This is a genomic window from Streptomyces sp. NPDC048192 (assembly GCF_043202415.1).
Taxonomy (GTDB): Bacteria; Actinomycetota; Actinomycetes; order Streptomycetales; family Streptomycetaceae; genus Streptomyces.
On the sequence record NZ_JBIDAL010000016.1, the window covers coordinates 122690 to 134257 of the forward strand.

Annotated in this window: 11 protein-coding genes; 5 read left to right on the forward strand and 6 right to left on the reverse strand. The window is 73.7% G+C overall.

The window, feature by feature from the left end; genetic code table 11:
* The first annotated feature begins 47 nt into the window (after nucleotides 1-47).
* The 3 genes from ACGFZN_RS30705 (at nucleotide 48) to ACGFZN_RS30715 (ending at nucleotide 2657) form a co-directional block, all read left to right on the forward strand.
* On the forward strand, nucleotides 48-794 hold the full coding sequence (locus ACGFZN_RS30705) for an NAD-dependent deacetylase (RefSeq protein ID WP_393861712.1): 747 nt from the start codon (nucleotides 48-50) through the stop codon (nucleotides 792-794).
* Between the two features lie 157 nt (nucleotides 795-951).
* Entirely contained in the window at nucleotides 952-1437 is a 486-nt protein-coding gene (locus tag ACGFZN_RS30710; protein ID WP_393861713.1) for a hypothetical protein, read from the forward strand.
* A gap of 80 nt (nucleotides 1438-1517) precedes the next feature.
* A complete protein-coding gene (locus ACGFZN_RS30715; RefSeq protein WP_393861714.1) occupies nucleotides 1518-2657 on the forward strand; it encodes a WD40 repeat domain-containing protein in 1140 nt (379 codons plus the stop codon).
* Nucleotides 2658-2700: 43 nt separating this feature from the next.
* Here ACGFZN_RS30715 and ACGFZN_RS30720 read toward each other — a convergent pair whose 3' ends face one another.
* The 3 genes from ACGFZN_RS30720 to ACGFZN_RS30730 all read right to left on the reverse strand — a co-directional run bounded on the left by ACGFZN_RS30720 (nucleotide 2701) and on the right by ACGFZN_RS30730 (nucleotide 5680).
* Complete coding sequence (locus ACGFZN_RS30720; RefSeq protein WP_393861779.1) at nucleotides 2701-3198, reverse strand: methylated-DNA--[protein]-cysteine S-methyltransferase; 498 nt, start codon at nucleotides 3196-3198, stop codon at nucleotides 2701-2703.
* A gap of 78 nt (nucleotides 3199-3276) precedes the next feature.
* Nucleotides 3277-4755 carry an AlkA N-terminal domain-containing protein gene (locus ACGFZN_RS30725; RefSeq protein ID WP_393861715.1) on the reverse strand — a complete coding sequence of 493 codons (1479 nt, stop codon included), beginning with the start codon at nucleotides 4753-4755 and terminating at the stop codon, nucleotides 3277-3279.
* Between the two features lie 292 nt (nucleotides 4756-5047).
* On the reverse strand, nucleotides 5048-5680 hold the full coding sequence (locus ACGFZN_RS30730) for a MarR family winged helix-turn-helix transcriptional regulator (protein ID WP_393861716.1): 633 nt from the start codon (nucleotides 5678-5680) through the stop codon (nucleotides 5048-5050).
* Between the two features lie 191 nt (nucleotides 5681-5871).
* On the opposite strand from ACGFZN_RS30730, the gene ACGFZN_RS30735 reads away from it, so the two are divergent.
* Complete coding sequence (locus ACGFZN_RS30735) at nucleotides 5872-6120, forward strand: hypothetical protein (protein WP_393861717.1); 249 nt, start codon at nucleotides 5872-5874, stop codon at nucleotides 6118-6120.
* Between the two features lie 209 nt (nucleotides 6121-6329).
* Nucleotides 6330-8171 (forward strand): chloride channel protein, encoded by a 1842-nt coding sequence (locus tag ACGFZN_RS30740; RefSeq protein ID WP_393861718.1) that lies wholly within the window; start codon nucleotides 6330-6332, stop codon nucleotides 8169-8171.
* A 449-nt stretch (nucleotides 8172-8620) separates the two neighbouring features.
* On the opposite strand, the gene ACGFZN_RS30745 is transcribed toward ACGFZN_RS30740, so the two are convergent.
* The 3 genes from ACGFZN_RS30745 to ACGFZN_RS30755 form a co-directional block, all read right to left on the reverse strand.
* Complete coding sequence (locus ACGFZN_RS30745; RefSeq protein ID WP_393861719.1) at nucleotides 8621-9136, reverse strand: O-acetyl-ADP-ribose deacetylase; 516 nt, start codon at nucleotides 9134-9136, stop codon at nucleotides 8621-8623.
* Nucleotides 9133-10551, reverse strand: coding sequence for a phytoene desaturase family protein (locus ACGFZN_RS30750; protein WP_393861720.1), 1419 nt, complete (start codon nucleotides 10549-10551; stop codon nucleotides 9133-9135). The genes ACGFZN_RS30745 and ACGFZN_RS30750 overlap by 4 nt, the downstream gene beginning before the upstream one ends.
* 135 nt (nucleotides 10552-10686) lie before the next feature.
* On the reverse strand, nucleotides 10687-11535 hold the full coding sequence (locus ACGFZN_RS30755; RefSeq protein ID WP_393861721.1) for an inositol monophosphatase family protein: 849 nt from the start codon (nucleotides 11533-11535) through the stop codon (nucleotides 10687-10689).
* Nucleotides 11536-11568 lie beyond the last annotated feature (33 nt).

Sequence of the window (11568 nt, forward strand, 5' to 3'; positions counted from 1 at the left end):
GCGATATCCGCTCGCTCCGCCGGTACCGGCGTCCTACCCTCGGCCCCATGGACAGGCCTCTCGTAGCCATTCTCAGCGGCGCCGGCATCTCGACCGACTCGGGGATCCCCGACTACCGCGGCCCGAACGGACTGTGGCGGCGGGATCCGGAGGCGGAGAAACTCGTCACGTACGAGTACTACATGGCCGACCCGGAGATCCGGCGGCGGTCCTGGCAGATGCGGCGCGAGCAGCGCACGCTGAGGGCCGAGCCGAACGCCGCGCACCGGGCGGTCGCCGAGCTGGAAAGGTCCGGCGTCCCGGTGCGGGTGATCACCCAGAACGTGGACGGGCTGCACCAGTCGGCCGGCCTGCCCGCCCGCAAGGTCCTCGAACTGCACGGCAGCGCGCACGGTGTCGTGTGCACCCGGTGCCATGCGCGCGGAACCATGGAGGACGCCCTCGCCCGCGTGGAGGCCGGTGAGGACGATCCGCCGTGCCGGACGTGCGGAGGCATCCTCAAGTCCGCCACCGTGATGTTCGGCGAACCGCTGGACCCGGTCGTCCTCGCCCAGGCCGCGGCGATCTCCAAGGCCTGCACCCTCTTCATCGCCGTCGGCAGCAGCCTCCAGGTCCACCCCGCCGCCGGCCTGGTCGGCGTCGCCGCCGACCACGGCGCCCGCCTGGTCATCGTCAACGCCGAGCCCACACCGTACGACGACCGGGCCGACCAGCTCGTCCGAGACCCCATCGGCACCGCCCTGCCGGCACTGCTGCGCAGCCTGAGCGAGGGCGTCGGCGCCCGAGAGGCGTGACGCGGCCCGGATCGGCAACTCGGCTGTGGGCAACCGCAGTTCGCAGGCGGCAGTACGGAACCGGGCCGCCGGTACGGGTTGGTGAAAGGCACACTGGGGGAGCATGCCTACGGGTATCGTCCGGTCATCGGGCAGCCGTCGGAGGGAACGGTGGGGGATGCTTGCTGAGACGTTGACGGCCCTGGCAGCGGCCGGTGGTGCTGCCGTGGCGCAGGCGGCGGGCACGGACGCGTGGTCCGGGTTCCGGCAGGGAATGGCGCGGCTGATCGGGCAGGGCGACCCCGAGCGGGAACAGGACGCGACGCGGCAACTGGAGCGGACCGCGGCCCTTCTCGCGGCCGAGCAGGGCGACGACGAGGCCCGGATGCTGCGGCAGGTGGAGCAGAGCGGAGTCTGGCAGGGGCGGTTCGAGTCCCTGCTGGAATCGCTGGACGACGCTCGGCGCGGGCAGGCGGCGGCCGGTCTCCGGGCGCTCCTGCAGACGTACGCCGAGCCTGCGGGCGGGGCGTCCGCACCGGGCGGGGTGGCCGCGAACAGGGACGTCACCAACCGAGCCGAGGCGCGCGACGGTGTGGCCACCGGCCTGAACTACGGAGGCTTCATCTTCCAGGTCCCTCGACTGCCGGATCCGCCCCAGGGCTGAGCGGACCGGCACGGACAAGCCCAGCCTCCACCGCAGGCAACGGCGCCGGCACGGCCGGCGCCGGAGGCCTCGTCGATCGCTTGCACAGCTTTACCATCAACAACACGAACATCACCTTGCCCGGGAACTCCCCGGACAAGGAGAGGAAGGATGCCGAGCCGGGTTCCTCCGGGGATCGGCGGCGCGCGGAGGGGGCGCTGGCCCGGAGCGTGCTCAGGAGGATCTGGGAGGAAGGCAGTTCCTTTCCGCTCGTGTCGTCCAAGCGGAACACCGCACCGATCGTGTCGCTGGGATTCCTCCACGACGACACCCGTCTCGCGAGCTGCAGCGCGTCAGGGACGGTACGGCTCTGGGAGTCCGCCGGCCTGCGCCAGTCGGGCGGTTCCATCGACGCTGCCGGGCAGGCCATGGCGCTGTCACCGACGGAGAGGATCCTCGCCGTCGGCAGCACCCGCGGTTCCGGGGAGTGGAGCGTGGTGTTCTGGGATGTCGAGGTCTGGCAGCCGATCAGGGCGGTCCCGGTGCCCGGATCCGTGCAGGCGCTGGCCTACGCGCCGGACGGACGCACGGTGGCGGTGCGGTCGGCGGGAGGCGCGCGGGTGCACCTGGTGAGTCCTCTGACGGGAAAACGCCTCAGAACCCTGGGGCCCGAGCAGGACGGCGGCACCCCTTCCTCGGGAGGGCGTCAGCTGGTGGCCTTCTCGCCGGACGGGAGACTGGTGGCCACGACGAACCGAAGTGGCACCGGCGTCGTCTTCCTCGACTTCGTCACCGGCAAAGCGGTGGGTCCACCCCTGGTGGGCACCGCCCAGCACAGCAACGCCGTGACATCCTTCCTCTTCGGAGAGCGCCCCCTGAAATTCGAGGCACTGGCGTTCTCCCCCGACGGCCGGATCGCCGCCACCTGCGGCGGGGACAGAACCGTACGGCTGTGGGACGTCGAGCGGCGCGAACAGATCGCCGACCCCCTGACCGGTCACCGCCGGGGGGTCAACGCCGTGGCGTTCTCACCGAACGGGCGCCTCCTGGCCAGTGGCGGCAACGACAAGAGGGTGCTCCTCTGGGACGTCGCACAGCACAAGCAGGCGGGCCCCGCACTGACCGGCCACACCAAGCCGGTCGTCTCGGTGGCGTTCTCGTCCGACGACCGCGTGCTCGCCACGGGGAGCGTCGACAGGACCGTCCGCCTCTGGATCGCTCCCCCGGCGTCCCGCCGGTGAAGGGGGCGGGCGGCAACGGCCGTTGCCGCCCGGGAGGGCGGGGCTAGAACAGGGACGCCTTTCGTTCGAAGTCCAGTAGGCGGCGTTTGCGGTCCAGGCCGCCGCCGTAGCCCGTGAGGTCGCCGTTCGCGCCGACAACGCGGTGGCAGGGGATGATGATGCCGATCGGGTTGCGGCCGTTGGCGAGGCCGACCGCGCGGGACGCCTTGGGGTTGCCCAGGGCGTCGGCGAGTTCGCCGTAGCTGCGGGTCTCGCCGTAGGGGATGCGGCTCAGCTGGTCCCAGACGCGGCGCTGGAACGGCGTTCCGTGCAGGCGGAGTTGCAGGGTGAACTGTGTCAACTCGCCTGCGAAGTAGGCCGACAGCTGCTCCTCGGCCTCGGCGAAGGGCGTGTCGTCACGGCTGCTGAAGGTCTCCTCGGGCGGCCGGTGGCGCTGGTCGGTCATGTACAGGCCGCACAGGACGCCGTCGTCGTCCGCGACGAGGGTCAACGGGCCGTAGGGGCTGTCGATGACGGTGTGCCACTTCTTCGAGACATCCATGCTCTCGTCCGTGGTCGCGTCCGTCGCGTTCATCGCGTTCATCGCGTCCATGTTCACATTCATGATCGGGGTAGTCCTTTACACCGGAAGGAAGTTGATGGGGTGGCCGTCGGTCGCCCACAGGTACTGCACGGCGTAGGCCCGCCAGGGCCGCCATGCCTCGGCGCGGGCGGTGAGCGCGGCCGGGGTGGCGGGCAGGCCCAGCTCAGCCGCCGCCCGCCGGATGCCGAGGTCGGTGGGGAGGAAGGCGTCGGGGTCGCCGAGGGCGCGCATCGCGATCACGTCGGCGGTCCAGGGACCGAAGCCGGGCAGGGAGAGCAGCCGGGCCCGGGTCTCGGCCCAGTCGGACTCGACGCCCAACCGCAGGGTGCCTTCGGCCAGTTCGCGGACGAGCGTGGTGAAGGTGGTCCGCCGGCTGCGGGGCATCGCCAGGGTCTCCGGATCGACCGCGGCGAGCGCCTCCGGGGACGGGAACAGGTGGGTGAGGCCGCCCTCGGGGTCGTCGAGGGGCTTGCCGTGCGCCGTGACCAGGCGGGCGGCGTGGGTGCGGGCGGCGGCCGTGGACACCTGCTGACCGAGGACGGCGCGGACGGCGAACTCGGCCTCGTCGACCGTGCGCGGCACCCGGCGGCCGGGCGCCTTGTCCACCAGCGGCGCGAGCAGCGGGTCGGTGCGCAGACGGTCGTCCACCGCGACCGGATCGGCGTCCAGGTCGAGCATGCGGCGGCACCGGCTGATGGCCACCGGCAGGTCCCGCAGATCGCTGAGGGTGAGGCGGCAGGCGATGTGATCGGGGCGCGGCGTGAGGGAGGCGATCCCGTGGCCGTACGGCAGGCGCAGCGTGCGCCGGTAGGCGCCGTCCCGCCATTCCTCGACGCCGGGTACGGCCGTGGCGGCGAGGTGACCGAAGAGGTTGGACGGGTTGAGCGGGGCGCGGAAGGGCAGCCTCAGGCCGATCCCGGCCGGGGTGCCGGCCCCGGACCGGGGCGCGCGGGCGCGCAGTTCGCTCGGGGTCAGGGCGAAGACCTCGCGGACGGTGTCGTTGAAGGCGCGGACGGAGGCGAACCCGGCCGCGAAGGCGATCTCCGCCATCGGCAGGGCCGTGGTCTCGATGAGCAGCCTCGCCGTCTGGGCGCGCTGGGCGCGGGCGAGGGCGAGCGGGCCGGCGCCGAGTTCGGCGAGCAGCTGCCGCTCGACCTGGCGGGCGCTGTAGCCGAGCCGGGAGGCGAGTCCGGGCACGCCCTCGCGGTCCACGACCCCGTCGGCGATCAGCCGCATGGCGCGGGCGACCAGGTCGGCGCGGTGGTTCCACTCCGGGGAGCCGGGGCTGGTGTCCGGGCGGCAGCGCTTGCAGGCGCGGAACCCGGCCTGCTGGCAGGCGGCCGCGCTCGGGTAGAACGTCATGTTCTCCGGCTTGGGCGGGACGACGGGACAGCTGGGGCGGCAGTAGATCCGGGTGGTCAGGACGGCCGTGAAGAACCATCCGTCGAACCGGGCGTCCTTGGACTGCACGGCCCGTACGCAGTGCTCCCGGTCGAGGTGCGTCGCTGTCTGCATGTGTCCAGCATCGGCCCGGCGGCCCCTCCTGCGCTGGCGGAAATCCGACATCAGCGTCCGTGGGCCTGCCGCGCTTACGTCTCGGGCGGCTCCGTACCGCCGGGGGCGCAGCGCTGGGCCGGCGCGTGCAGGAAGCGGTCGGGGCCGGTCGTCACCATGCCGGGCAGCCGGCGCACCCCCGCGGGGCCGGGCACGCCGATGCGGGGGGGCGGCCGGCGCGCTCTGGCGGTGGGGCGTCGGGAAGGAGGCCGCCGCTCCGGCCGGACGCGGGTCCCGGCGTCGCCGCCGGAGGCTACGGGGTCGGGTTCAGGGGATCGTCGATCATGCCCGTCAGGCGGTCCGCCTCGGTGGTCGCGGCGAGGGCGGGGTCCAGCTGGCCGGCGGCGGTCGTCAGGGCGGTCAGGGCCGGGACCAGGCCTGCGCGCTCGGGTGCGGGCAGGCGTTCCACCAGGGCCCGGATCTCGGCGCGGCGGTGGCTCAGCACCCGCTCCACCAGTTCCTCGCCGGCTGGGGTGAGCCGGAGGACGACCTCGCGCCGGTTGTCCGGGTTGACCCGCCGGTCGGTGAGGCCCTGGGCCTCCAGGCGCTCGGCCATGCGCAGCGCGGTGGACGACGTGACGCCGAGCGTCGCGGCCATCGCGGCGAGCTTGATCGGGCCGCAGGTGTGCAGGGCGACCAGCGAGCGCAGCTGGGGCAGGGTGAGGGGCGCGTCCACGGAGGCGAGGGCGCGGGCGGAGAGGGCGACGATCAGCCGGGAGGCGGCCATCACGGCCACGGTGATCCGCTCGGCCTCCCGGTCCAGGGCTGCCTCCGACGCCTTGTCCCCGTCCGCCAGACGCTCCCCGTTCGCCATGGGTTCCCCGTTCGCCGTGGGCTGCTCGTCAGCCATGGGCTCCCCGCTCACCATGGCCTCCTCGTTCGCCATGGGTTCCTCGTTCCCCATCCCCTGCCTTGCCCTGCCTTCCCGTGCCGTTGCTCTGTCCTTCCGGCCCCTTCCGGCCTGTCCACGATTCGGACACATTCCCTCACCCAAGGTGACCATTGCAGAGTGCAATGATAAGCTGCCGTCCACCGGACCGAGCGGGCGCGACGGTTCCGGTACCGAAGGTGATGTCGATGAGTTCCGAGCCGATACGCGAAGCCTATTCCTTCGTGTGCCTGCGCTGCGGGCACGCCTGGGAGGGTGACTACGAGATCCGGCACGTGCGGGACGCCCGAGGGTGCCTGCGTGCCGAGTACCACGTGCGCGGCGGCCTCAGGGTGCCGTCCCCGCTCACGGCGAGCACCTGCCGGGTGTGCGGCGGACACCGGGTGCGCATCCTGCGTCCGGGACGCGTCGCCTCGGCCCGCGCCGTACCCCGGTAGGCAGGCCGCGCCGTACCCCCGGCAGGGCCGGCCGCACCGTCCGGCCCGCCTTCCCTCCGCCTGTCCCTGTCCTTGTCCCTGTCCCACGGGCAGCGTCGCCCGTGACCCAACCGCCGCCGGGGCCGGTCGCCCCCGCATGCCTCGGCCTGCGCACCCCGACCGCCCGGCGGCGCCCTGCCCCCTGCCGCCCTACGCGACCCGGAGCATCCATGCCCACGTCCGCCGGTTCCCCAGCCCCCGGCCACCATCGTCCCGCCCTCAAGATCCCGCACCTGGGCGACTTCCACGTGCCGCCGCGCGTCGTCCTGATCACGGCGCTGGCCGTTCCGGTCGGCGCCGTCGCCGCGGTCGTGGCCGCCGGGCTGCTGAAGCTGATCGCGCTGATCACCAACCTCGCCTTCCTCGGCCGTCTCGGCTCCGGCTCCGCCGTGCCCGCGGACACCCCGCACCGCTGGCTGCTCGCCGTCATGCCGGTGGCGGGCGGCCTGCTCATCGGCCTGATGGCCCGCTACGGCTCGGAGAAGATACGCGGCCACGGCATGCCCGAGGCCATCGAGTCGATCCTCGTCGGCGGCAGCCGGGTGCAGCCCCGCGTCGCCGTGCTGAAGCCCGCGTCGGCCGCGATATCCATCGGCACCGGCGGGCCGTTCGGCGCGGAGGGCCCGATCATCATGACCGGCGGCGCCGTCGGCTCCCTGCTGGCCCAGTTCCTCCGGGTCACCACCGACGAGCGCAAGGCCCTGCTGGTCGCGGGCTCCGCCGCCGGCATGGCCGCGACCTTCAACGCACCGCTCGCCTCCATCCTGCTCGCGGTCGAACTGCTGCTCTTCGAATGGCGGCCCCGCTCCTACCTCCCGGTGTCCGTCGCCGCCGTGACCGCCACCCTGGTGCGCGGCCCGCTGCTCGGCACCGCCCCCCTCTTCGGCGGAGCCCACGTGCCCGACCGCATCGGGCTGCCGGCGTACGGCCTGTGCGTGGTTGCGGGCGCCGCGGCCGGACTGCTCGCGCTGGGCGCCACCGCCCTCGTCTACTTCTCCGAGGACCTGTTCTCCCGGCTGCGCGTCCACTGGATGTGGTGGCCCGCGATCGGCGGCGCGATCATCGGGCTGGGCGGCCTCGTGGAGCCGCGCGCCCTCGGCGTCGGGTACGGCGTCATCGACGCGCTGCTGACCGGGCACGCCACCGTCGGGCTGATCGTCGGCATCCTCGTGGTGAAGACCCTGATCTGGGGCCTGTCGCTGGGCTCGGGCACCTCCGGCGGCGTACTCGCGCCGATGTTCATGGTCGGTGGCGCGCTGGGTGCGGCCGAAGCGCTGGTCTTCCCGCACGTCAGCCCGGGATTCTGGGCCCTTGTGTCGCTCGCCGGGGTGCTCGGCGGGGTGATGCGCTCCCCGCTCACCGGCATCGTCTTCTGCCTGGAACTCACCCATGAGATCAACGCCCTGATCCCGATGGTGATCACCGCGTCGGCCGCCTATCTGCTGTCGGTGGTGCTGCTCAAGCGCTCGGTGCTCACCGAGAAGCTGGCCCGGCGCGGCCTGCACCTCACCCGCGAGTACTCCGTCGACCCCCTGGAAGTCCATCTGGTACGGCAGTTGGAGACGCCCGCCGGAGTCACCTTCGCCGCCGGCCGGCCCGCCTGCGAGGTCACCGCCCTGCTGCGCGCCGCGCACGACGCGGGCGACCCCGAGGGGCTGCTCGCCCAGCGGCTGTACCCGGTGCTGGACGCGGACGGCGGCCTGGCCGGCGTGGTGACGCGCGGCGCGCTGATCCACGCCGACCCCGCCGACGTGACTCCGCTCGGGGAGCTGGCCCGCACCGCGGTCGTCGCGCACCCCGACGAGACCCTGCGGGCGCTGGCCAACCGGATGGCGCAGCACGAGGTCACCCGGCTGCTGGTGGTCACCCGCGACCCGCGGCCCCGCGTCGAGGGCATCATCAGCCTGCGCCATCTGCTGACGGCACGCCGGATCGACCTGCACGAGGAACACCACGCCGAGCGCGTCCTCACCCTGTGGGCCAGGCGCGCCCCGGCCCCCGCCACGAGCTGAGGGGCGGACATGGCCCACACAAACAGGGATGATCATCGCAAAGAGGTGGAAAAGCTCACGTCTAAGCACGATCAACAGCCCATGGTCTTCCGCGTGAAGAACACGGCCGGACCCCAAGCTGGATGAGCGGGGGACGGCTCGCCGCCCGGCGGCAGCGCCGTCCGCCGCACCGGCCGGGGCCCAACGGCAGGCCCTGCCGGGGCGCCCGGCGCACGACACGATCGTGTTGCTTCGCGCACGGCGTGAACCGCACCGGCTCGTGCTCGGGAGGCGTGGACCGACCCGAGCACGAGCCGCACGCTGTCCGCACGCGTCGCCGGCCGGTCATGGACCGGACCGGTCACACGCGCCGCGTCCGCGCTACGGGCGACCGGCGCCCGCGCGGTGCTGCTCACGCCGGCCCACCGTCTGCGCGAGTCGGCCTGACCGTCCGGGAAGGCGGACTGCGTCTACTGTCGGCCGACTTGGCGGGCGAACGCGTCGTAGGCCCGCTGGTCGAAGAGGACGAAGCGCACCTCTTCGACCGCCGTGTCCGCGCCGCGCGCCGTCTCCACGGCGATCCGGGCCGCGTCGTCCATCGGCCAGCGGTACACGCCGGTGGAGACGGCCGGGAACGCGACCGTGCGGGCGCCGAGTTCGTCGGCGACCTTCAGGGACTCGCGGTAGCAGGAGGCGAGCAGGCCGGAGCGGTCCTCGCTGCTGCTGAAGACCGGGCCCACCGTGTGGATGACCCAGCGGGCGTCGAGTTGGCCCGCCGTCGTGGCCACCGCCTGTCCGGTGGGCAGGCCCTTGCCGTACCGGGAGGCGCGCAGGGCGCGGCACTCCTCGAGGATGGCGGGGCCGCCGCGCCGGTGGATCGCGCCGTCGACGCCACCGCCGCCGAGCAGGGAGGAGTTGGCCGCGTTGACGATCGCGTCGGCGCTCTCCCGCGTGATGTCTCCCTGGACGAGGGTGATGGCGGTCATGTCTGCCTCAGTCTCCGCCAGACGGCCTTGGCCGCGTTGTGCCCCGACATGCCGTGCACGCCGGGGCCCGGCGGGGTGGCCGAGGAGCAGATGAAGACGGCTGGATGCGGGGTGCGGTACGGGAACAGGGACAGTCTGGGACGCAGCAGCAGCTGGAGTCCGGACGCCGCGCCGCAGGCGATGTCCCCGCCGACGTAGTTGGCGTTGCGGGCGGCCAGTTCGGCGGGGCCGGCGACGGCGCGGGCGAGGACGCGGTCGCGGAAGCCGGGGGCGAAGCGCTCCAGCTGGCGTTCCATGGCGTCGGTCAGGTCGCCTGACCAGCCGTTCGGGACGTGGCCGTACGCCCAGAAGACCTGCTTGCCCTCGGGGGCGCGGGTGGGGTCGACGATGCTGGGCTGCACGGTGATCAGGAACGGTCTGTCGGGAGCGCGGCCCTCGCGGGAGGCGGCGCGCAGGGCGGTGGCGATCTCGGCCTTGCTCGCGCCGATCTGCACGGTGGTGGCGACGCGGGCCTCGGGCGCGGTCCAGGGCACGGGGCCGTCCAGCGCGTAGTCGATCTTGAAGGCGCTGGGGCCGTAGCGGTAGTGCGCGTAGGTGTCGCCGAACCCGGCGATGCGGGCGAGCGCGGTGGGCGAGGTGTCGAAGACGTACGCCCGCGCGGGCGGCAGGTCGTCCAGGCGCTTGACCTCGTAGTCGGTGTGCACGGCGCCGCCGAGGTCCTTCAGGTACGCGGCGAGGGCGTCGGAGATCGCCTGGGAGCCGCCGAGGGGCACCGGCCAGCCGCGGGCGTGCGCGGACAGGGCGAAGACCAGGCCGATGGCGCCGGTGGCCAGGCCGCCGAGCGGCGCCATGACATGGGCGACCAGACCGGCGAACAGGGCCTTGGCGCGTTCGTCCCGGAAGCGGCGCAGCAGCCAGGTGGACGGCGGCAGCCCGGCCAGGCCGAACCGGGCCAGGGTGACGGGGTCACGCGGCAGCGCGGTCAGCGGCAGGGACATGAAGTCCCGTACGAGGGTGTCCCAGTGGGCGAGGAACGGCTCGACCAGCCTGCGGTACGGGCCCGCGTCGCGCGGGCCGAAGGAGGCGGCCGTCTGCGCCACCGACCGGGCCAGCACGGCCGCGGTGCCGTCGGGGAAAGGGTGCGCCATCGGCAGCTCGGAGTGCAGCCACCGCAGGCCGTAGCGGTCGAGGGGGAGGGCGCGGAACGCCGGTGAGTTGATGCCGAGGGGGTGGGCGGCCGAGCACGTGTCGTGCCGGAAGCCGGGCAGGGTCAGCTCCTCGGTGCGGGCGCCGCCGCCGGCGGTGGGCTTCGCCTCGAACACCGCCACGGAGAAGCCGCGGCGGGCCAGCTCCACGGCAGCGGTCAGTCCGTTCGGCCCCGCACCCACCACGACCGCATCGAGCATCGACGGCACCTTCGGACCCCTTCGTCAGCCGATGGCCACTCGGGCCAAGGATATGCCGCAGGACCGACACTCCCCCGGGCCGGGTCGCCGGGGAACCGGCGGCCGGGGGCGGCGGCGCAGGCCGGACCCCGCCGGACTCGGCCGTCAGGCCGCCGCACCCAGCAGGCCGGCCACGCGGCGGGCCGTCGCGGTGTCCCGGGCCGCGGTGAACGGCAGGGTGTTACCGCCGGTCACGCGGAACGGCTCGCCGGTGCCGGTGAGGTGCGTGCCGCCTGCCTCCTCGACGAGGAGCAGGCCGGCCGCGTGATCCCAGGCCGCCTCCCAGGAGAACGCGACCGCGTCCAGCTCGCCCCGGGCGACGGCCAGATACTCCAGGCCCGCCGAGCCGCAGGGCCGCGGGGCGAGGCCGTCGGTCCACAGGGCGCTCAGCGCGCGCTTCTCCTCGTCGGTGGTGTAGTCCGGGTGGGACGTGGCGACGGCGAGGTCCCGGCCGGGCTCGGGCGAGCCCGCGACCAGCCGCTCGCCGTCGAGGAAGGCGCCCCGGCCGCGGATCGCGGTGGCGCACTGGCCGCGCGCCGCCGCATACGTCCAGGAGGCGAGCACGACGCCCCGGTGGGCGAGCGCGACCAGGGTGCAGAACCCGTCGTCGCCGTGCACGAACTGCCGGGTCCCGTCGACCGGGTCCACGATCCACACGGGCGCCTCGCCCTGGAGCGCCAGGTAGGTCGCCGGGTCGGCGTGCACCGCCTCCTCGCCGACCACGACCGAGCCGGGCAGCAGGGTGCCGAGGTCCTCGGTGAGCCGCAGCTCGGCGAGCCGGTCGGCGTCCGTCACCAGGTCGTGCGGGCCGTTCTTCTGGTCCACCTCGTGCGCGGCGAGGCGGCGGAAGCGGGGCAGGATCTCGGCCGCGGCGGCCCGGCGGACCGCGTCCTCCACGTGGGCCGAGCAGCGGGTGAGAAACTCGTCGATGGTTTCCGTCGTTGCGTCGATCATGCCCCTATGAGAGCACGCCCCGCTGACAATCCC

What these genes read in the sequence shown, in the direction of transcription:
- ACGFZN_RS30705 (WP_393861712.1), top strand. Translation starts at nt 48, where the DNA reads ATGGACAGGCCTCTCGTAGCCATTCTCAGCGGCGCCGGCATCTCGACC.
- ACGFZN_RS30710 (WP_393861713.1), top strand. Translation starts at nt 952, where the DNA reads ATGCTTGCTGAGACGTTGACGGCCCTGGCAGCGGCCGGTGGTGCTGCC.
- ACGFZN_RS30720 (WP_393861779.1), bottom strand. Translation starts at nt 3,198, where the DNA reads ATGGATGTCTCGAAGAAGTGGCACACCGTCATCGACAGCCCCTACGGC.
- ACGFZN_RS30725 (WP_393861715.1), bottom strand. Translation starts at nt 4,755, where the DNA reads ATGCAGACAGCGACGCACCTCGACCGGGAGCACTGCGTACGGGCCGTG.
- ACGFZN_RS30730 (WP_393861716.1), bottom strand. Translation starts at nt 5,680, where the DNA reads ATGGCGAACGAGGAGGCCATGGTGAGCGGGGAGCCCATGGCTGACGAG.
- ACGFZN_RS30735 (WP_393861717.1), top strand. Translation starts at nt 5,872, where the DNA reads ATGAGTTCCGAGCCGATACGCGAAGCCTATTCCTTCGTGTGCCTGCGC.
- ACGFZN_RS30740 (WP_393861718.1), top strand. Translation starts at nt 6,330, where the DNA reads ATGCCCACGTCCGCCGGTTCCCCAGCCCCCGGCCACCATCGTCCCGCC.
- ACGFZN_RS30745 (WP_393861719.1), bottom strand. Translation starts at nt 9,136, where the DNA reads ATGACCGCCATCACCCTCGTCCAGGGAGACATCACGCGGGAGAGCGCC.
- ACGFZN_RS30755 (WP_393861721.1), bottom strand. Translation starts at nt 11,535, where the DNA reads ATGATCGACGCAACGACGGAAACCATCGACGAGTTTCTCACCCGCTGC.